The 20565-nt window shown below is 57.1% G+C and carries 20 protein-coding genes; 16 read left to right on the top strand and 4 right to left on the bottom strand.

What is annotated here, in order from left to right:
• Window positions 1-41: 41 nt before the first annotated feature.
• Both DFP98_RS26080 and sigK read right to left on the bottom strand, forming a co-directional pair.
• On the bottom strand, window positions 42-1922 hold the full coding sequence (locus DFP98_RS26080; protein ID WP_220377170.1) for a methyl-accepting chemotaxis protein: 1881 nt from the start codon (window positions 1920-1922) through the stop codon (window positions 42-44).
• Window positions 1923-2147: 225 nt separating this feature from the next.
• Window positions 2148-2849: an RNA polymerase sporulation sigma factor SigK gene (sigK, locus tag DFP98_RS26075; protein ID WP_116063554.1), complete on the bottom strand. Its 702-nt coding sequence runs from the start codon at window positions 2847-2849 to the stop codon at window positions 2148-2150.
• Window positions 2850-3036: 187 nt separating this feature from the next.
• Between sigK and spoVAC the strand changes: the two genes are divergently transcribed.
• From spoVAC to DFP98_RS26000, 15 genes are all read left to right on the top strand, one after another.
• Window positions 3037-3549, top strand: coding sequence for a stage V sporulation protein AC (gene spoVAC / locus DFP98_RS26070; RefSeq protein ID WP_116063553.1), 513 nt, complete (start codon window positions 3037-3039; stop codon window positions 3547-3549).
• Window positions 3533-4570 carry a stage V sporulation protein AD gene (gene spoVAD, locus DFP98_RS26065; RefSeq protein ID WP_116063552.1) on the top strand — a complete coding sequence of 346 codons (1038 nt, stop codon included), beginning with the start codon at window positions 3533-3535 and terminating at the stop codon, window positions 4568-4570. The genes spoVAC and spoVAD overlap by 17 nt, the downstream gene beginning before the upstream one ends.
• Window positions 4570-4920, top strand: coding sequence for a stage V sporulation protein AE (gene spoVAE / locus DFP98_RS26060; RefSeq protein ID WP_116063576.1), 351 nt, complete (start codon window positions 4570-4572; stop codon window positions 4918-4920). The genes spoVAD and spoVAE overlap by 1 nt, the downstream gene beginning before the upstream one ends.
• A 224-nt stretch (window positions 4921-5144) precedes the next feature.
• On the top strand, window positions 5145-6098 hold the full coding sequence (locus tag DFP98_RS26055; RefSeq protein WP_116063551.1) for an AAA family ATPase: 954 nt from the start codon (window positions 5145-5147) through the stop codon (window positions 6096-6098).
• 2 nt (window positions 6099-6100) lie between these two features.
• On the top strand, window positions 6101-7342 hold the full coding sequence (locus DFP98_RS26050; RefSeq protein ID WP_116063550.1) for a DUF58 domain-containing protein: 1242 nt from the start codon (window positions 6101-6103) through the stop codon (window positions 7340-7342).
• On the top strand, window positions 7339-9564 hold the full coding sequence (locus tag DFP98_RS26045; protein WP_181917949.1) for a transglutaminase TgpA family protein: 2226 nt from the start codon (window positions 7339-7341) through the stop codon (window positions 9562-9564). The genes DFP98_RS26050 and DFP98_RS26045 overlap by 4 nt, the downstream gene beginning before the upstream one ends.
• Before the next feature lie 143 nt (window positions 9565-9707).
• On the top strand, window positions 9708-10244 hold the full coding sequence (locus tag DFP98_RS26040; protein WP_116063548.1) for a YqeG family HAD IIIA-type phosphatase: 537 nt from the start codon (window positions 9708-9710) through the stop codon (window positions 10242-10244).
• Window positions 10234-11355, top strand: coding sequence for a ribosome biogenesis GTPase YqeH (yqeH, locus tag DFP98_RS26035; RefSeq protein WP_116063547.1), 1122 nt, complete (start codon window positions 10234-10236; stop codon window positions 11353-11355). The genes DFP98_RS26040 and yqeH overlap by 11 nt, the downstream gene beginning before the upstream one ends.
• Before the next feature lie 58 nt (window positions 11356-11413).
• Window positions 11414-12253, top strand: a complete 840-nt coding sequence (gene aroE / locus DFP98_RS26030) for a shikimate dehydrogenase (RefSeq protein ID WP_116063546.1) — start codon at window positions 11414-11416, stop codon at window positions 12251-12253.
• A gap of 23 nt (window positions 12254-12276) precedes the next feature.
• Window positions 12277-12570 (top strand): ribosome assembly RNA-binding protein YhbY, encoded by a 294-nt coding sequence (gene yhbY, locus DFP98_RS26025; RefSeq protein WP_116063545.1) that lies wholly within the window; start codon window positions 12277-12279, stop codon window positions 12568-12570.
• Window positions 12571-12602: 32 nt separating this feature from the next.
• Window positions 12603-13190 carry a nicotinate-nucleotide adenylyltransferase gene (gene nadD / locus DFP98_RS26020; RefSeq protein ID WP_116063544.1) on the top strand — a complete coding sequence of 196 codons (588 nt, stop codon included), beginning with the start codon at window positions 12603-12605 and terminating at the stop codon, window positions 13188-13190.
• Window positions 13180-13761, top strand: coding sequence for a bis(5'-nucleosyl)-tetraphosphatase (symmetrical) YqeK (gene yqeK, locus DFP98_RS26015; RefSeq protein ID WP_116063543.1), 582 nt, complete (start codon window positions 13180-13182; stop codon window positions 13759-13761). The genes nadD and yqeK overlap by 11 nt, the downstream gene beginning before the upstream one ends.
• Before the next feature lie 3 nt (window positions 13762-13764).
• Window positions 13765-14109, top strand: coding sequence for a ribosome silencing factor (gene rsfS / locus DFP98_RS26010; protein WP_116063542.1), 345 nt, complete (start codon window positions 13765-13767; stop codon window positions 14107-14109).
• Window positions 14106-15029, top strand: a complete 924-nt coding sequence (locus tag DFP98_RS26005) for a CvfB family protein (RefSeq protein ID WP_116063541.1) — start codon at window positions 14106-14108, stop codon at window positions 15027-15029. The genes rsfS and DFP98_RS26005 overlap by 4 nt, the downstream gene beginning before the upstream one ends.
• A 63-nt stretch (window positions 15030-15092) precedes the next feature.
• Window positions 15093-15884 (top strand): class I SAM-dependent DNA methyltransferase, encoded by a 792-nt coding sequence (locus DFP98_RS26000; protein WP_116063540.1) that lies wholly within the window; start codon window positions 15093-15095, stop codon window positions 15882-15884.
• 24 nt (window positions 15885-15908) lie between these two features.
• Here DFP98_RS26000 and DFP98_RS25995 read toward each other — a convergent pair whose 3' ends face one another.
• Window positions 15909-16835, bottom strand: coding sequence for a LysR family transcriptional regulator (locus DFP98_RS25995; protein WP_116063539.1), 927 nt, complete (start codon window positions 16833-16835; stop codon window positions 15909-15911).
• A 110-nt stretch (window positions 16836-16945) separates the two neighbouring features.
• Here DFP98_RS25995 and DFP98_RS25990 point away from each other — a divergent pair, with 110 nt between their 5' ends.
• A complete protein-coding gene (locus DFP98_RS25990; protein ID WP_116063538.1) occupies window positions 16946-18226 on the top strand; it encodes an adenylosuccinate synthase in 1281 nt (426 codons plus the stop codon).
• A 50-nt stretch (window positions 18227-18276) separates the two neighbouring features.
• Here DFP98_RS25990 and DFP98_RS25985 read toward each other — a convergent pair whose 3' ends face one another.
• On the bottom strand, window positions 18277-20499 hold the full coding sequence (locus DFP98_RS25985) for an MMPL family transporter (protein WP_116063537.1): 2223 nt from the start codon (window positions 20497-20499) through the stop codon (window positions 18277-18279).
• Window positions 20500-20565 lie beyond the last annotated feature (66 nt).

Here is a 20565-nt window from a genome sequence, read left to right as displayed (position 1 = left end):
GGCGGTTTCGGCTCTTTCCATACGTTTGCGCGCCGAAATCGCTAGATCTTAAACACATTAATAGAACCGTCCAGACGCTTCGCGATCGATGTGAGCGACTGGGAGGACGCTGCCGTCTCTTCCGCTGCAGCGGCCGACTGCTCGCTTGTCGAAGCGATCGATTCGATGGACTGCTTAAACTCCGATGCGCTCTGCGCCTGGGCTTCGCTCGACTCGGCGATTTGCAGCACCATCTGCGACGTTTCATTTACTTTCGCAACGATGCTATCGAACGCTTCCTGCGTTTTTTTGGACTGACGTACGCCTTCCGAGACGGAATGGACCGTTTTCTTCGTATTTTCTTGAATCCCCGTAATAATATGGCTGACTTGCTTGGTTGCATCGCTGCTTCGCTCCGCGAGCTTGCGGACCTCGTCGGCGACAACGGCAAAGCCTCTGCCTTGTTCGCCCGCTCGCGCCGCCTCAATAGCCGCGTTAAGCGCGAGCAAGTTGGTCTGCTCGGAGATTTCTTTGATAACGGATATGATGTTTCCGATTTCCTGCGAGTTTTTAACCAGCAAATTCATTTGTTCGTTAATGCCGCTCATGCCGGAGATGGAAAGCCCGATCGCCTCTCCGCCTTGCTTGGCAATCTGAACGGTTTGAGCCGAAAGCACGGATGCTTGTTCGGCATTCTGCGTAGAAGATTCGATGACGACCAGCAGATTTCCGAACAGCTCCGTCATCGCCTGCGAGTTTTCGGCCTGATAAGTGCTGCCCTTGGCGATTTCCTCGGTGCTGGCGGAAATTTCGGCCGCAGCCGCGTTGATCGATCCGGCATTGCCTTTGACTTCTGCGATCAAGTTGCGCAAGTTCTCGGACATCGTATTGAAATTTTCGGCGAGACGTCCGATTTCATCCGCCCGCTTGATCTGCATTCGTTCGGTTAGATCCCCTGCCGCGGCCTGCTGCAAGGAATCGGAAATCGTCAAAATCGGCCTGACGATCACTTTCGAGAGCATGACGGCAACGACAGCTACACAGAGAAGAGAAACGATAATAATCCCGATCGCCATCTGCCTCGATTGCATCGCTTGCTCATTGACTTCCTTCGCAGGAGCAGTCATAAGCAGCCTCCAGCCCGTTCTCTCGATTTCCTTGAAGGAGGCAATGGTGCTTTGACCGCTGTTGTCCCGATAATTGATGTACCCGCTCTTATCGGCCAACACATACTTGTTTATCTGTTCGACGGTACCGCTATTTTCCGTCTCTGTCATCGTTTTGCCGATTTTCGAAGCGTCGGAATGAATCAGATAAGCGCCTTTGCTTGAGACCAAAAACCCGATTCCCGTTTTAGCGACCTGAATGTCTTTGACCACTTTCGTGATTTTGGATACTTCAAGCAAAGATTGAACGATTCCCTTCGCCTCGCCCTTGGCGTCGACAAGCGGAACATCGATAATGATAATGTCAATATTCCCGTTAACGTCCTTCAGAATATCGGAAACGGCCGTTTGCTTGTTGTTCAACGCATTTTGCACATTTTGGAACCCGCTTCCGTCATAGCTTTGATTTTCCGTGTCGTAGACGATTCCTTTTGTATCCACATAGGAGAACGCTCGTACGTCAGGATCGCTTTGCGCCATCACTTTAAGCACCGGCATCACTTGATCGGGATCGTTATTCATAAATTCCGGATGACTTTTCACCACAGATTGGATCGATTCGATTTTTTGGGAAATCCAGTCGTTAATATATTTCGCGTTCAGACCGGCGGCTTCTTCGAAGGCGTCTTTATTGACCGAGCTCAAGGCGGAGGTGGATTGCATGACCAAAGCCAGCGAGGCGCCGACAAGCGGGATTAGCGATAAGGCTAGCAAGATTAACAATAGTTTGAGCTTAAAAGATTTCCGGACAGTCGAAAAAAGATGATTTTTGCGCATATTCATGCTCCTTGCTTGTTATAGTTTGAGCTGCTAATCAGGTCTTTTTTGTGAGTTAGGTCCCATGTTAGACGATAATTGTTAGGAATGTTGTGAGGTATGTATTAGATTTTCGTTATGGGCGCAGCCGTAAAGGCGGCATTGCTGGACGACAAAAAGACGGGACCCCGATCGACTGACCGGGATACCGTCTTTTGTCGTCCGTTGCGAATTTGAAGGCCAACTTTAACGCTTTGCCTTATAGAATTCATGGTACAGCTTCATGAGCGCGCGCTTTTCTATCCTCGATACGTAGCTTCTGCTAATGCCCAGCTCGCGAGCAATCTCTCTTTGCGTACGCTCGTCGCCGCCGCCGTCCAGCCCGAACCGGCCGCGAATGACCTCCTGCTCCCGGTCGTCCAGAATGTCGAGATTGCGGTAAATTTTGCTTTTCTCGATTTTCAATTCAACCTTGTCGACGACTTCGTCGGGCTCTGTGCCGAGAATATCTTGGAGCGTAATTTCGTTGCCTTCCTTATCCGTTCCGATCGGGTCGTGCAGGGAAACGTCTTTCCTCGTTTTTTTCAACGATCGCAAATGCATAAGTATCTCGTTCTCGATACAGCGGGCCGCGAACGTCGCGAGCTTCGTTCCTTTGTTCGGCTGGAAGCTCTCGATCGCTTTGATCAGGCCGATCGTTCCGATCGAGATCAAATCCTCCAAATCCTCTCCGGTGTTGTCGAATTTCTTGACGATGTGCGCGACCAGCCGCAAATTATGTTCGATCAGCAGGTTGCGGGACACGGGATCCCCTTCGGCCAACCGCCTCAAGTGCAGCGCCTCTTCATCGTCGGTCAGCGGCTGCGGGAACGCGTTATTTTTGACGTAAGAGACGAGCAGGGAAAGCTGTTTCAGAAACAAAGCAATGGATGTCATTAAATCGGGCACGGGAAGACCACCTCCGAAAGTGGGATCGCTCGCGGAAAAAGAAGCATTATCATTGTATGTGGGTAGCCGCCCAACCGTGCCTGTTCCACCGGATTAAAGTCAGTTTGTCGAATGACATGGACCCGCAATGGGAAATAATGAACGAGACGAGCGCAGTCGCGACTGATTATAGATGGAGGTGTTACGAATGGCAGTGAAAGGCGCCGGACGAGGCTCCGGAGCTTACAAACCCGTGTCGATGTCGTCTAAGGAATATCAAGCCTTTGCCAAGGTGCGCGAGCCATCCCGGTCCGTATGGACCAACTGTCTGAAAGCATTTCTGGTAGGCGGAATCATCTGCACGATCGGCCAAGGGGTTACTCAATTTTTCATTACTGTGTTCCACATGTCGTCCAGGGATGCCAGCAATCCGACCGTAGCGGTCATGATTTTGCTGGCCGTCATTCTGACAAGCATGGGCGTATACGATAAAATCGCGCAATGGGCGGGCGCGGGCAGCGCCGTTCCCGTTACGGGATTCGCCAACTCGATGTGCTCGGCGGCGATCGAGCACCGCGCGGAAGGGCTTGTGCTCGGCGTAGGCGCCAATATGTTCAAGCTGGCCGGTTCGGTCATCGTGTTCGGCGTCGTAGCCGCATTCGTCGTGGGCATCGTGTATTGGGTGTTCGGAATCGGGGCGTGGCATGATATTACAGGGTAGACGCTCATGGGTGTTCGAACAGCCGCCCGTCATTATCGCCACAGGAACCGTCGTCGGCCCGGATGAAGGTCAGGGACCGCTGGCCGCCGATTTCGATCTCGTTCATCCCGATCTGGAGATCGGTCAGCCGACTTGGGAGAAGTCAGAGAAAGTGCTTATGGAGCAGGCGACGGACATCGCGCTGCAGCATGCCAAGCTCTCGAAGGATAAGCTGAATTTCTTCGTGGGCGGAGACTTGATGAACCAGATCATCAGCACGACGTTTGCGGTCAGACAGCTGGAAGCGCCGTATCTCGGCGTCTTCGGGGCCTGCTCCACTTCGATGGAATCGCTCGCCGTCGCGTCGCTGCTCGTCAGCTCCGGCGCCGCGGATTATGCCATGGCGGGAACTTGCAGCCACAACTGCACAGTCGAGAAGCAGTTCCGGTATCCTACGGAATACGGCTCGCAGAAGCCGCCGACCGCGCAATACACCGTAACCGGGGCGGGAGCGGCCGTCATAGGCCGCAGCGGGAACGGGCCGGTGATCACGGCCGCCACAATCGGCAAAATTATGGATCTGGGCATTAAAGATCCGTTTAATATGGGAGCGGCAATGGCACCGGCCGCCGTCGATACGATTCAGGGGCATTTTCAAGAGACGGGGCGGGAGCCCGGCTACTACGATCTGATCGTCACCGGCGATTTGGCCGGCGTTGGGCATCCGCTCGCCAGCGAAATGCTGCAGCGCAACGGGGTTCCGATGGAGCGTACGAAATTTAACGATTGCGGGCTGATGATCTTCGACGTGGAGAAGCAGAAGGTGCAAGCGGGCGGCAGCGGCTGCGCTTGCTCGGCCGTCGTCACGTACGGGCATTTGCTCAAGCGAATCGGCAGCGGAGATCTGAAACGGGTTCTTGTCGTCGCTACGGGAGCGCTGCTCAGCCCGCTGTCCTACCAGCAGGGGGAGAGCATTCCCTGCGTCGCGCATGCCGTCGCCATAGAAGCCGCCAATCCGGGACAAGGAGGTGCAAACGGATGATGACTTACGTGTGGGCGTTCGTGGTCGGAGGAGCGATCTGCGTCGTTGGCCAGCTGCTGTTCGACGTCGTTAAGCTGACCCCTGCGCATACGATGTCGCTTCTCGTCGTGACGGGCGCTGTGCTGGACGCGGTAGGCTGGTACGATCCGCTCGTGGATTTCGCCGGAGCCGGAGCCACCGTACCGATCACGAGCTTCGGCAACGCGCTGGTTCACGGCGCATTGACCGAGCTGCAGGAGGTCGGCTGGATCGGCGTCATTACCGGGATTTTCAGCGTGACGAGCGCGGGCATATCGGCCGCCATCGTGTTTTCTTTTCTCGCCGCATTGGTCGTCAAGCCCAAGGGCTGAAACGAAGCGGTTGCTCTGTAAGGGGGGACATCCCCTTGCCCCTTTAACATCGATTATGTTTCACAGCAGCCAGGCCCGATCCGGGTTTGGCTGTTTTTATATGCATTTTTGGAAGAAACTAAAATTTACGATGCTATCCAAATTCCGGTATAATGAAAAATGACCCTAAAAAAACATCAAAGTTCACAACCTCATCAAAGTAGAATCCATAGGAGGAGCGAGAAATGGATCACCATGGCGCGATGCAACTACTGGATAAAATTAAACAGAATATGGAATCTTGCATTTATGGAAAAAAAGACGAAATCGCTTTCATGTTGACGGCGCTGCTCGCGGGAGGGCACGTACTGATCGAGGATGTGCCGGGAACCGGCAAAACGCAGATGGTTAAGGCGCTGGCCTTGTCGATCGGCGGCATTTTTCATCGAATTCAATGTAACCCGGACTTATTGCCTACCGATATTACCGGCGTTTCGATCTATCATCCGAAGCAAGAGCAATTCGTGTTCAGGCCCGGTCCGGTTATGGCAAACCTGCTGCTGGCCGACGAGATCAACCGCGCCACGACGAAAACCCAATCCGCTTTGCTGGAAGCGATGGAAGAGAAGCGGGTGTCCGTCGACGGGGAGACTTACAGCCTTCCCCATCCGTTTATGCTGTTTGCTACGCAAAACCCGATCGAATTCGAGGGAACTTACAGTTTGCCCGAAGCGCAATTAGATCGTTTTCTAATGAAAATCAAACTAGGTTATCCGGACGAAGCCTCCGAGAAAAGACTTGTAATGGAGCCGGGGGCCAGCCGGGCGGCGGAATCTCTTCAAGCGGTGGCAACGGTCGAGGACATCGCCCGCATGCAGAAGCTGGCTGAGGGAATCCACCTGGAGTCGACGGTCGCCGATTACCTGATCGCTTTTATTCGAGGCACTCGCCAGCACGCCTCCGTACTGCTCGGCGCCAGCCCGCGCGCGGCCGTCGCGCTGACGAGCGCGGCTAAAGCTTATGCGTTCCTGAACCATCGGGCGTTCGTTCTTCCGGACGATGTGAAGGCGATGGCCCCACTTGTACTGGGCCACCGGATTCACCTTCGTTCGGAGGCGCGCATGCAGGGCGTCACGACCGCTCAAGTGCTGCAAGACGTGCTGCGCTTGCTGCCCGTGCCTGTCGGGATGGAGCGCTGATCATGGCGCGCTTGCATCTGCCCCGCGTGTGGTGGCTGAGCGCGGTTTTATACGTCACCTCTCTTTGTTACCTGCTCTTTCAAGGCGGGAAAACGTCACTTATGCTCTTTGTCATTTTGAACGCGCTCTGCGCGTACTTAATGCTCGGGCGATGGAGCGGCATAGGCGGAGTGCAGGGCGTTAGGTTGACGGAAACCGGAGACGGGCAATCCGCCTTGTTGACCGCGGGCATGCGTCTGCAGGTTAAGCTCCGTATGCAGATTCCGGGATTTTGGCCGCTCCCGTACGTCATCGTTCGGGAGAAGCTGGTGCGCACGACCGGAGGCGACGCTCAACTGTACGAGATGTCCTTTGTGCCGGATTACAAGCGACGGGGAGAGGTTCAATTCGAGACCGCCCCGCTGCGCCGAGGCCGTTATCATTTTCAGCACACCGGGTGCTCGACGCGCGATATTTTCGGGTTGTTCGAGCATCGCGGTTCGTTTCACCAGCCGATGTACGTGCAGGTTCTCCCCCGCACCGTTCCATTGAGGGATTGGCGGCTGTTCCGCCGTTCGCAGCGGGGAGTGTTCCATCATACGTTCACCTCTCTGTGGGCAAGAGAAACGACCCAGATCGACGGGGTCAGGGAATACATCCACGGAGATCGGCTGTCGCGCATTCACTGGAACGCGACGGCGAAGACGGGGCAATGGAAATCGAAGGAATTCGAGAGGGAGGCGCTGCCTCGGGTCGTATTCGTACTGGACCGGAACAGCCGCAGCTATCCGAACGCGGAACAGTTCGAGCTGGCCGTATCGGTGGCCGCCTCGCTGTTGGAGCTGACGATAGCGCGCGGCATGCCGATCGGCTTCGTGTCGGCGGGGGAGACGGAATGCTGGTACGGAGAAGGGCGGGCGCCGGTATCCAAAGACGAGGTGTTCGGACATTTGGTCGACGTTGAAGCGGACGGCAGCCTGCCGATCGGGCAATTGTTATGCCAGGTGGCGGAACGATACGAGCCTGGCGTTCACATTGTCGTGATCGGAGCAGCGGCAGACGAGCAATTGTCGGCGGCGATGAGCGCGCTTGAAGGCAAAAGAATGGTGCCGAGCATTATCCATATCGGCCACAAGCGCATGCCCGCTGAGGCTGCCGCCAAAGTTCGCAATTGGCAGCTTTTATGTCAGTCCAAACAGTGGGAGTTTATTTCCGTGGACGAGCTGGACAAGCTGCCCCTTGCTCTGGGGGGTGTATCGGCTTGAAACAGCTTCTAGGGTCGGGGCGGTTTTGGAGACAGCTCGTGCTGGAGCGGTTTCACCGTCTTTTGGCTCTTATCATCGTGATTCAGTTGATTCAAGTTTTCTCGGATTATTGGTGGGAGGAAACTTACTCGATTATTTACGGCATGCTGGCCGTTACGGCGGTTACGGAATTGCTGTTTACCCGCCTGTTGTGGGTCAGGTTGACCGTTCAGTTCGCAGCCGTCGTCGGCATGATTTTATGGAAAATGCCGATCGTCTGGGCGGGATGGCCGGTAAGCTGGAAGGCAGGAGAGCAAGTCAGCGATTTCTTTTCGTTCCATCTTGCTCAGTTCCATCCGTTCTTCGAATTGTCCGTCGGAGTGCTGCTGGCGGTTCACGTATTGGCTTGGCTCGGCTCCCGAAGAATCGGAGCGGTCGCGGTCATCGTGTTGTCCATTACGACGATGGCAATCGTCGATTCGTTCTTCCCGCTGGAGCTATGGCGCAACATCGCGTGGATTGTAACGGCAGGGCTGGCCTGGTTAGTCGTACTCCATCTCAGGCAGCTTCAGCTGCGTCACCCCGACAGCTGGGAGGCGATGGCCGAGCGGCCGCTCGATATCGCGCTTCCGGCCGTTCTGGTCATTGCGATCGTATTGGTCAGCGGCATTATTATGCCGAGGGCGCCGATTCTTCTGGAGGACCCTTATACGATTTGGACGGAAGCCCAAGGGCGCGAAGTTCCGTCCTTCTCCGGAGAAGGGGGAGTGCAGCGAACGAACGCGTCGGGGAACAGCGGCTCCTCCTTGTCCGGCTATAGTCGGGATGACCGTAAAATCGGCGGAGGGTTCCAGTTCGACTACTCTCCGGTGATGACCGTGACGACCTCCCAACGCAGCTATTGGCGCGGCGAGAGCAAATCGGTATATACGGGCAAAGGTTGGGAGGATGTCAAAAATCCCAAACTGGTCAAAGCGCAAATCGGAAATGAAGTTTCCAACTACGAACTCGATCCGCCGCGCGCCGAGGGCGTGGAGACGGTCAAAGTCGTTCAGACCGTAAAGATCGAACGCCGGGACAAACTGCCGGTTTTGTTCGTGGCGGGATCGGCCGCAGCGGTAACCGCGCTCAAGAGCGACAACAATGCCGGTCTCAAATGGGATTCGCGCGATTGGGAGCTGCGCTGGGACAAAACGTCGCGCGTACAGACGTATTCGGTCGTGTCCGAAGTCGCGGTGCTGGACGAGGACGCGCTCCGCAATCTGGATGCGTCCGCGCCGAGCAGCTTGGACTTGAAGCCGTATTTGCAGCTGCCCGACGATCTGCCGCAGCGGGTTCGCGATCTGGCGGCGGAGCAGACGAGCGGAGAGTCCAACAACTACGACCGCGCCAAGAAGCTGGAGCAATATTTGAAGCAAACGTACCCTTATACGAACGCGCCGGATCTATCCCGTCAATCCGACCGGGCGGGCGGCGACATTGTCGATGCGTTTCTGTTCGAAATTCAGGAAGGCTATTGCGATTACTTCTCGACCTCATTCGTCGTTATGGCTCGTTCGATCGGGCTGCCGGCCAGATGGGTAAAGGGCTATGCAGCCGGATACGACCAGTCGGCGCAGGAAAGAAATCGTTTCGGCGGACCGGATATGGAGCCCGATCCGCTTGGGGCGGGGACGTATACGGTTCGAAATGCGGACGCCCATTCGTGGGCGGAGGTGTATTTCGAAGGCTACGGCTGGATTCCGTTCGAGCCGACGTCAGGCTTCTCGGTTCCGCAGCCTCGTGCGGCGGGAGCGCCGGAGCCGATCGAATCGAGCGCGCCTGTAGATGCGACGCCTGTGGAGCCTGAAGAGGTCGTCGCCAAGAGCAATTGGCCGCTGATTGCCGGAATCGCAGCGGGCGCTTTACTGCTTGCCGCCGCGGCGGTGTTCGTCGTCAAGAGCCGCCGGACGAGAAAAGTATGGAACCTTCTGCGCCACCGCGGAGCGACGCCGAATCAACGGGTCGTGCGCGAATTGGAACGTTTGCTCATCTTCCTCCATCGTCAAGGGCTGCGTAGGGAATCTCACGAGACGATCCGCGAAACCTTCGGCCGCTGGAGCCGCAAATTCCCGTCGTTAAACGGAGAGTTCGAAGGAGCGGTGAAGCTGTTCGAGCAGGCGAGATACGGACACGATCAAGGGGATGGCCGATTGCTTGCCGAATTTAACGAGGTTTCGGAGAAAATTCGCAAAGCGCTGTAGTCGGCTGAATTCAAAAACGATAAAGAGCCTGCCTCGGTCATCTTGGTTATGACTTTCGAGGCAGGTTCTTTTTGCAAGGCCGCATGGGGTATGGTATATTTTGAGGAAGATTAGCCGTTCACAGACAGGAGCCATTATTCAAGATGTTCAAGCGTTTGCTTCCCGATCGGATCGTGACCGCCGTCTACGATATCGATCTGCATGAATTGCACGCTCAAGGAATCCGGGGCATTATTACGGACCTTGACAATACGCTAGTTAGCGCCAAAACTCCGCTTGCGACCCCGCAGCTGATCGGCTGGCTGGATCTGGTCAAGGAGCGGGGATTTAAGGTTGTTATTCTTTCCAACAACAACGATTCGCGCGTCGGCAAGTTTGCAGCGCCGCTCGGCATTCCGTATATCCCTGCAGCCCGCAAGCCTGCGGGAGCGGCGTTTAGACGCGCTCTGCAGTTGATGGGGCTGCCGGCGGACCAGGCGGTCGTCATCGGCGACCAGATGCTCACGGACGTGCTGGGCGGAAGACGCGCGGGCTTGCATACGATTCTGGTGTCGCCGATCGCGATTGCCGAAGAAGGCTGGGCGACTCGGATCAATCGCCGTATCGAGAAGATCGCGTTGGCCCGACTGCGTAAGAAAGGGCTATGGCCGGACAAGGGAGGACCTCAGCATGGCAAGTGATCTGCATCGGCCTCCGCGCTGCGCAGGCTGCGGCATTACGCTGCATAACGAAGACCAGAGGAAGCCGGGCTACGTTCCCGCCTCTTCGCTAAGCAAGGAAGGCGCCGTATGTCAGCGCTGCTTCCGTATTAAAAATTATAATGAAGCATCCTCCGTCACCGTCAATCAGGACGAATTTCTGAAGCTGCTTGGCGGTATCGCCGGCACGGACAGCCTTGTCGTCCATATCGTCGACCTGTTCGATTTCCAGGGCAGCCTCATTTCCGGCTTGCAGCGTTTTGTCGGCCACAATCCGGTGCTGCTCGTGGTGAACAAGATCGACCTGCTGCCTCCGGTGACCAATTGGAACCGGCTGCGCAACTGGGTTCAGAAGCAGGCCCGCGAGGAGGGGCTGAAGGTGGCGGACGTCGTGCTGTGCAGCGCCCGTCGCAACATCGGGTTTGACCGCGTCGTTGAAGCGGTCAACGACCACCGCAAAGGCCGTGACGTCTACGTCGTCGGCGCGACCAACGTCGGCAAGAGCACGTTGATCAACCGGCTGATCTCCGACTACAGCGACTTGAAGCGGGAGCTGACCGTATCCCGCTACCCGGGCACAACGCTCGATGCCGTGCACATTCCGCTGGACGACGGCAAGAGCATCGTCGACACGCCGGGGATCGTCTACGATTGGCGCATGTCGGAGATCATCCCGCGCAAGGATTTGGCCGCGCTGCTTCCGGACAAGCCGCTTAAGCCGATGACGTACCAGCTTAATCCCGGTCAGACGCTGTTTTTCGGCGCGTTGGCGCGATTCGATTTCATTGAAGGGGAGCGTCAATCTTTCACGGCGCAGGTATCCGGGGGGCTGACGATTCATAGGACCAAGCTGGAACGCGCCGACGAGCTGTACGCTCAGCACCGTGGAGAAATGCTAACCCCGCCTTCCCGGGAGGATCTCGATTCGTTCCCGACCTGGACCCGGCATCGGCTGCGCATTCCGCCGAACGCCGAGCAGGACGTATTCGTTTCCGGACTCGGCTGGATTCAAGTCAATGGCAAAACCGGGGCCGTCGTCGACGTGCACGCTCCGAAGGGAATTAAAGTGATGCTGCGCGACAGCATTTTGTAGAGGGTGGATTCCCGGGACGGCCGGAACGCCGCCTCGGGCAAGGAGGAATTTTCGATTGATGGATAGCCATACCGCACTGTTCGGAGTGATCGGCGACCCGATTCGCCATTCGAAATCGCCGATCATGTTAAACCGCGCTTTCCGGGAAACCGGAGTCAACGGCGGTTACGCCGCTTTTCACGTTACGCCGGAGCGACTCGAGCAGGCGATCGCGGGCGTGCGCGGCCTCGGGTTCCGGGGCTTAAACGTGACAATCCCGCATAAAGTCGAAGTCATGCAGTTCCTCGACGAGATCAGCGAAGGCGCGCAAGCGATCGGCGCGGTGAATACGATTGTCAACGAGAACGGCAGGCTGATCGGCTACAACACCGACGGAATCGGCTACGTCCGATCGCTGAAGGAGGAAGCCGAGCCCGATCTGTCCGGTAAAACGATCGTCGTGCTCGGAGCGGGAGGAGCGGCCAGGGGTATCCTGTGGGCGCTCGCGCAAGAGGGACCGGCTGCGATCTTCGTCGCGAATCGGACCGAAGCGAAGGCGGTAGAGCTGGCCGGATCGTTCCCGTCCGCAATGCGCATATCCGCGGTTCCGGGGAACGGGCTGCAAAGCGTTGTCGCGGAGGCGGACGTCGTCGTCAATACGACTTCGGTCGGCATGTCGCCGAACGTGGATGCGCTGCCGATCGATCCGGCATGGCTGAAGCCGGGAGCCGTCGCCAGCGATCTGATCTACAATCCGCTGAAAACGGCTTTCCTCAGTCGGGCGGAGGAGCGGGGCTGCCGCATTCACGGCGGTCTTGGCATGTTTGTATACCAAGGCGCATATGCCTTCGAATATTGGACCGGCAAACCGGCGCCGATCGCGGCCATGCGCGAAGTTGTGCTGGCTTCGTTCGTGTAATCTTAATGAAAGCGGGAAACCAAATGCTGACAGGTAAACAAAAACGTCATCTTCGCGCGCTCGCGCATCATCTTACTCCGATCTTCCAGGTCGGCAAGGGCGGCACGAATGACAATCTGATTCGACACATTCAGGAAGCGATCGAAGTGCGCGAGCTGATCAAGGTGTCTGTGCTTAATAACAACGACGAGGACCCGCGCGAGATCGGCGCGGAGCTTGCCGAGAAATCCGGCTGCGAGCTGGTGCAGGTGATCGGCAAGACGATCGTCCTGTACAAGGAATCCGTCGACCACAAAGAAATCGTGCTTCCCAAGTAACGGACAGGAAGCCAGGAAGGCGGCTGAACGATATGCGTAAGGTCGGTTTGCTGGGGGGCACGTTCGATCCGGTCCACAACGGGCATCTGCTTGCGGCCGAGACCGCGCGGGATGCGTTGGGTCTGGACGAGGTCTGGTTTATTCCGACCTTGGTGCCGCCGCACAAACCCCAGCCGGGAACGGACGGAGCGCGCAGACGCGACATGTTGGAAGCTGCGCTCGTGAACAATCCCGCGTTCCGCGTCGAGGATATCGAGCTGCGTAAGGAAGGGACCTCTTACACGATCGAGACCGTTACCGAATTGCGGCGAAGATATCCGGCTGCGCAGTTTCACTGGATCGTCGGCTCGGATATGATTCGCGATCTCCCCAATTGGCGCAGAGCCGAGGAATTGGCCGAAGCGGTCGATTTCATCGGGTTGGAGCGGCCGGATCAGCCAAGCGACGACGCCTTGCTGCCGGAATATATCCGAAGCAAGCTGGTTCGGGCGTCGATGCCGCTATTGGGCATTTCGTCGACCGACATTCGCCGCAGAATTAGGGAAGGGCGATCCGTTCGTTACATGCTGCCCGATCCGGTGATCGAATATATTCAAAGGGATGGCTTATATGAATCTTGACAAGCTCAAGGAAGCGACCCGCGCGCAGATGCCGGACAAAAGATGGCGGCATACGCTTGGCGTCGTGGAGACGGCGATCAAGCTGGCCGAGCGATACGACGGCGACCCGGCGCAAGCGGAGCTGGCGGCATTGCTGCACGACTATTCCAAGGCATGGCCCATCGATCGAAAGGAGGCTGTCATTCGGGAGCATGGCTTGTCCGCCGAACTGCTGGACAACGACAAGGAGCTATGGCATGCGCACGTTGGCGCTTGGGCGGTTCAGACCGAGCACGGTATCGAAGACGAAGAAGTGTTGGACGCGATCCGTTACCATACTTCGGGCCGCGAAGGCATGACAAAGCTGGACAAAATCGTTTGTTTGGCGGATTACATCGAGCCGGGAAGAAATTATCCCGGAGTCGAACGGATTCGCCAGCTGGCTGAACATAGTATGGAGGAAGCTCTTATAGCGGCTTTCGGTTCCACCATCGCCGTGCTTGTCGAGCGGGGCAAGCGGATTTTTCCGCTTACCGTTCTGGCGCGCAACGATTTGATAATGCAAATGAAACAAAACAATAACGGAGGCTGAGACATGGCAGTAAGTTCGGAACAATTACTCAAGACGGTCGTTCACGCTGCGGAAGAGAAGAAGGCGCACGACCTTGTCGCCTTGAATTTGCAAGGAATTTCCCTCGTGGCGGACTATTTCGTCATTTGCCACGGCAACTCGGATACGCAGGTGCTGTCGATCGCATCGGAAATTCGCAAAAACGCGGAAATGACCGGTCATCGCGTACGCGTTGAAGGTTTGGATTCGGCCCGCTGGGTGCTTGTGGATATGGGGGACGTCGTAGCTCACGTGTTCCATCGCGACGAGCGGGAGTACTATCATCTGGAGCGTCTGTGGTCCGACGCGAAGGCAGTGGAGAACGTATGAATCTGACCGCCGGAACGTTGCAAAGCTTGCGCGTTCGCAGAGAGGTATCTCCCTACGGCTGGTTTCTCGGCTTTGGGCCCGAAGACGGTCCGGAAGTGCTGCTCCCTTATGGAGAGGCTGCCGGGAACCGTCCGGAGGTCGGGGACGAGATCGACGCGTTTCTGTTTCATGACGATAAGGAACGGATTACCGCTACGCTGCGCGAACCGTTGATCCGGCTGGGCGAGCTTGCCCGGCTGAAGGTGGCCGACTTCCATCCCAGCTTCGGTTTTTTCCTGGAGATGGGCATTGGGCGACAGCTTCTGCTTCCTGTAAAGTCGTTTCCCGTTGAGCGCAAAAACAGTTGGCCGCAGACGGGAGACGAGCTGTTCGTCGTTATGAAACACGATAAAGAAGGGCGCATGCTGGCACGCCTGGCCAAAATCGACGATTTTGCGCCCCTTGTCTTCCGCGCTCCTTCGTCATGGATAAACGAGTGGCAGGAAGGCTGGGTGACGGACGTGTTCCGCGACGGCGTCTTCGCGCTTGTCGACGGAGGCGTTATCGGCTTTGGGGCGCTCGGATACATCAACGAGAGCGCCATGATTCATCCGCTGCGCGTCGGACAGAAATTCCGCGCGCGCGTCACGCAAGTCCGCGAAGACGGACGGGTGTCGCTCAGCGTCAAGGCGACGAAGGAAGTCGGCCGGCTGGAGGATGCGGACCGGATTTTGGCGTTTCTGAAAGAGCGTCCGGGCGGCGCTATGCCCTACTCCGACCAGACGAATGCCGAGGATATTCAGCGGCGCTTTCAGCTTAGCAAGTCTGCGTTTAAGCGGGCGCTTGGCAAGCTGATGAAGGATGGACTCATTGAGCAGAAGGGCAACTGGACGCACTTGAAGTCCGCGGACGGCTTGACCGAGGATGAGAACAAGGACTAATTTTCGCATGCGGGCAACTAGCCGGCGAGCGGAAATTTTAACTTAAGGACTGGAGTTGCAGCAATGCGCACTTATCGTCAATTCGCGGCGGTCTACGACCGTCTGATGGAGGAGATGCCGTATTCCGACTGGCTGAGCTTCGCTCGCAAATGCTGGGATCGTTACGGCATTCCTAAGACGGTCGTCGACCTTGGCTGCGGCACGGGCAATCTGTCGATTCCGCTTGCCCGCTCGGGCTTTAGCGTATTCGCCATCGACATTTCCGCGGAGATGCTCTCGGTCGCCCGCAGCAAATGGGATGAGCCGCCAAGCCGCAGCGGCTATCGGGATGAGCCCGGAACGATTCGCTGGCTGCAGCAGGATATGCGAGATTGGGAGCTGCCCCATCCGGCGGACGCGGTTATCAGCTTCTGCGACTGTCTGAACTACCTGACGGAGCCGGAGGACGTCTCGGCGACGATTCGGCAGACTTACCAGGGGCTTGCGCCGGGCGGACTGTTCCTGTTCGACGTTCATTCTCCGCGTCAACTGGAACGGTATGCGGAGGAGCAGCCGTTCGTCTACGATGAGCCGGATGTGGCGTACTTGTGGACGAGCGACTACGACGAGGAGCGGATGGAGATTGAGCATTCGCTGACGTTTTTTATTCGCGAAGACGCGACGGCTCCAGGCACGGGCGCGCTATACAGCCGCTTCGAGGAGTCCCATGTGCAGAGGGCGTACGATCCGGATTGGATTGCCAGGGAACTGGAGCAAGCCGGCTTCGAGCTGCTGCATCGCGTCGCCGATTTCAATTGGGACAAGCCCAATGCGGAATCGGAAAGATTGTTTTACGTCGCTCGCAAGCCGGAATAGGATAAGATAAGGCTGCTTTCAAGTCTAATCGGTCGGAACTGAGGTTCCGCCGGACTTGGAAGCAGCCTTTTCGTATGGAAGCAGCGCAATAAACCGCTTCGAAGCGGCGGACAGCGGAGTTCCCTTCAGCGTTACGATGCCGATTCGACGGGGCGGCGGGGGAGGGAGCAGCGGGATTTCGGCAACCTGTCCGGACGCCAATTCCTCCTCGATAAATTCCCGCGCCGCGAAGGCGAGTCCGAACCCGTTGCGAACGAATTGCACGATCAGATCGATGCTGCCCAGCTCAAGCTCAGGATTCAATACGACCCCGTGGGACAAGGCATACCGGTCGAGGAACCGCCGGATGCTGCCGCCGGATTCCAGCAGAATAAGCGAATAGTTTTGCAGCTCCGCAAGCGTCAGAGATTTTCCTCCGTCCGGCGAGAAGCCGACGTCCCCGATCAAACATTCATGCAAGGTCAAGCTTTCTCTGATCTCGATTTTGTCGTCGTCGACCGGAAGATTCACGAGTCCGAAGTCGATGTGGCCGTTTTTCAGCAATCCGAGCGTCTCGTCGGTAGTCCGGTTGGTGACGTGTATCCGCACTTTAGGATAAGCTGCGCGATATTTTCTCAGGTAGGGCAGCAGATAGTGCTTGCACAGCGTGTCGCTCGCTCCGATATGGATCTCCCCGCTTTCGAGGTCGCGCATTTCCGCGAGCTTCTTCTCCCCGGCTTCCATCATTCGAAACGCTTGTTCGACATAGGCAAACAGCGCTTTTCCTTCATGGGTCAGCACAACGCCTTTCGGCGTGCGGAAGAACAAGGGCGTCCCGAGCTGACGCTCAAGCTGCTTGATCGTGTGGCTGACTGCCGGCTGCGTAATGTGCAGCGTTTCCGCCGCCTTGGACAAGCTGCCGCAAAGCGCAGTTCGGTAAAAAACGCGATACCATTCCGTATTCATATCCATAGGCATAATCTCCGTTTATATCGGGTATTAGGAATATCAATTATTTTTATAATAATACTGCCTCTATAATAAGCCTTGTACAGAGAAAACAAAAGTGGAGGCCGAGGAAAATGACGGTTACGGCAATTGTAGGAGCGAATTGGGGAGACGAGGGCAAGGGGAAAATGACCGATCTTTGCGCGGAGAAGGCATCTTACGTGGTCAGATATCAAGGAGGAAGCAACGCCGGACACACGATCATTAACGATTACGGGAAGTTTGCTCTGCGAATGCTTCCTTCCGGCGTATTCCATCCGCAGACCGTTAATGTCATCGGACCCGGAGTCGCGCTGGACGCCGAGCGCATGCTGTCCGAGCTTGAGCGGTTGGAGGAGCGCGGAGTGGCCAGACCGACGGTCCGCTTGTCGGAGCGGGCCCAAATCGTGCTTCCCGTGCATCGGCTGTTGGATGAGCTGGAGGAGATAAGACTCGGCGCGCAAAGCTTCGGTTCGACGAGGAATGGCATCGCCCCGTTTTACGCGGATAAATACGCCAAGCTTGGCATCCAGGTTGCCGATTTGCTTCATGCGGATATTGTGCGAGGCAAGCTGGAACGGACTTTCGCAGCCAAAAACGTACTGCTTGAGCATTTGTACGGCCGATCGGCCTTGGAAGTGGGCGACTTGGTCGATCAGCTTGTCGAACTCGGAGAAAAACTGGTTCCGTATGTATGCGACACGACGAAGTTGCTCCAACGCGCGTACGCGAACGGGGAGTCGATCTTGCTTGAAGGGCAGCTCGGAGCGCTGCGAGACCCGGATCACGGCATTTATCCCTATTCGACGTCCTCCTCGACTCTTGCCGGTCATGGCGCGGTCGGAGCAGGCTTGCCGCCGTATGCGATTTCCAATGTAATGGCCGTTGTCAAAGCCTACTCTTCTTGCGTAGGAGCAGGGCCGTTCGTCTCCGAGCTGGCTGCGGAGGAAGCCGAAGAACTTCGGCGCAGAGGAGGAGACGCCGGAGAATATGGGGTGGTCACCGGCCGTCCGAGACGGGTGGGATGGTTCGACGTCGTGGCGACGCGTTACGGCTGTGCCATACAGGGAGCGACGGAGGTCGCGCTTACGAACCTGGACGTACTGGGCTACTTGGAGGAAATTCCGGTATGCGTCGGATACGAGATTGATGGAACAGTCGGCGAGGATTTCCCGACGTTGCCGCAGCTGCAGAAAGCGAAGCCGGTTCTCTGGAGGCTGCCGGGGTGGCAAAGCGACATTTCCACTTGCCGTTCGTTTGACGAGCTGCCCGAGGAAGCCAGAAGCTACGTTGCCTACATCGAGTCGGCTGTCGACGTAAAAATAACCGCCGTATCGGTCGGTCCTCACCGGAACCAAACGATACGGCGGATCTGAAGCCGATTAGATCATCGTTTTGGCAATACTATCTTCCGCCCGGCGTCGGTTCACTTCAAGGCGGAATCCTTTTCCCCAACCGGCTCCAGCTTGCCCGGCCAGAACGCCCAGCGCCCGAGTAGCAGCGTAATGGCCGGTACGAGGAACGGGCGCACGACGAACGTGTCCAGCAGCACCCCGATTGCGGTAATCGTGCCGAATTGAACGAGCACCTGAATCGGCAGCGTGGCCAGCACGGCGAACGTTCCGGCGAGAATAAGCCCCGCAGATGTGATGACGGAACCCGTCTCGCCAACGCCTTCCTTGATCGCCTGCTTAAGCGGCATCCGTTTTCTTTTTTGCCAGATGCTCGAGATCATGAAGATGTTGTAGTCCTCGCCCAGCGCGACCAGGAAAACGAACGAGTACAGCGGAATCGCCCCCTGTATCGCCTCGGCCCCCATCCCGTAGTGAACGACCAGCCAACCGAGCCCCAGCGCGGAGAAAAAGGAAACGATGACGGTGAGCACGAGATAGACGGTTGCGACGACCGAGCGTAAATACAGCAGCAGGAGCAAAGAGATCAGCCCGATAACGATCGGAATGACAAGCCTCGTATCCCGTTCTCCCGTCGTTTTGTTGTCGTACTGCTCCGCCGTCTGACCGCCGATCCAGACGCCGTCCTGCGGATTTGCGACGCCGGACTCCGCCAATGCTTGCTCCGCAACCTTCCGCAGCTCGGGAATATGGTTCATCGCCTCAATGGAGTACGGATTCAGATCGAACTGAACCTCATACGCGACGATGTTCGGATCGGACTTGCCCGTCTGCGGCTCAGATAAGACATCGACGTAGGGCAGGTCGGCCAGCTTCTCACCCAGGGCGACGGGCTTGCCTTGCGTATCGACGATGATCTTCGCCGGCGCCAGCTCGCCCGGAGAGAACTGCTCGCCGATTACGGCAAACCCTTCCCTGGACTCCATATCCTTCGGAAAAGACGACAGCAGATCGTAGGTGAATTTGATTTGCGGCGTAACGGCCGCCAACCCGCCGAGAAACAGAAGGCAGACGAACAGCACGGTCCAAGGCTTGCCCGTTACGATTCGACCGGCCCAATTGCGAGGCTCTTTGGGAGCGGCGGGAGCCGGTTTGCCCTTGCGTGCGGCGCGTTCCCGCTGCATCTCCGGCGTTCTAGGCACGAATGGGTAGAAGGAGGCCCGGCCGAGAATGGCGAGCATTGCCGGAACGAGCGTCAGGCTGGCGATACCCATAATCAGAATGGCCAAGCTGAACGGTATTGCGAACCGCTGATAAGCTCCGTATTCCGCCACGAGAAGCGTCAAAAGCGCAATGACGACGGTTAAGCCGCTCATTGCAATCGCGCCCGACGAGCCGGTGACGGCGGCGAGCAGCGCTCTGGTTTTGCTCGTCTCGGTCCTCAGCAGCTGGCGGAAGCGGGAAATCAGAAACAAACAATAATCCGTACCGGCTCCGAACAATAGAACGGTCATAATCGAGATCGCTTGGCCGTCGACGACGATCCAGCCTTTGCTAGCCATCCAACCGAGCAGCGGACTGATGACTCCGTATGCGAAGCCTACCGCGACGAGAGGCAGAAGGGCAAGAATCGGCGACCGATAGATGAGCAAAAGCAAAATAAGCACGAGCAGCACGGTTCCGATCAGAAGACTGACGTCTGCGTCCTTGAACAGGCCCGTCGCATCGATCTGGATGCCGACCGGTCCGGTCACTCGCGCGCTTAGTTTGTCCGCGGAGTCGCGGGGTTCGGCGAACGGATCGGCTCCGGCGATGGCGACTAACTCATGCTTAAGCTCGGTTACGCCCTCCTTTAAATTCTCCGCGCCCGCGTCTTTGGCGAACAGAACGGGAAGTACGAACGTACTCCCATCTTCGGACAACTGGCTCTGCAGAGCTTGCGGAGGCAGAGTGTGAAATGGCGGGACGGCCGTCTGGTGCGGCACGGGCGAGGCGCTTAGCTTCTCCGTCAGCTTGCGGACGACATCCAACTCGGTTTCTGTGAGCCCGCTGCCCTTATGCAGCACGACGAGCGCCGGAATGTCGGAGCCGCTCGGGAATTCGCGCGCGGCGACGGCATCCGCCTGCACGGAAGGCTTTCCGGATTTCAGATTAGGGGAATTGTTGATTTCCTGGCTGTTTACGGACGGGAGCAGCGCGCTCAGCAGGCCGGCTGCGGCAATCCAGACCAGCAGCGTAATCCACTTGCTTCTCTTGCCGGCGACCCAATTTCCGTAGCCGCTTTTCTTATTGCTCATAACGAATGATCCTCCTTTGAATGGTGCAGTTTCTATTCAAAGCTGTGCGCGCTCCGAATTTCGGAT

The sequence above is a fragment of the Cohnella phaseoli genome, assembly GCF_003386235.1.
Taxonomy (GTDB): Bacteria; Bacillota; Bacilli; order Paenibacillales; family Paenibacillaceae; genus Cohnella; species Cohnella phaseoli.
This window is presented reverse-complemented; position numbering and strand designations above follow the sequence as displayed.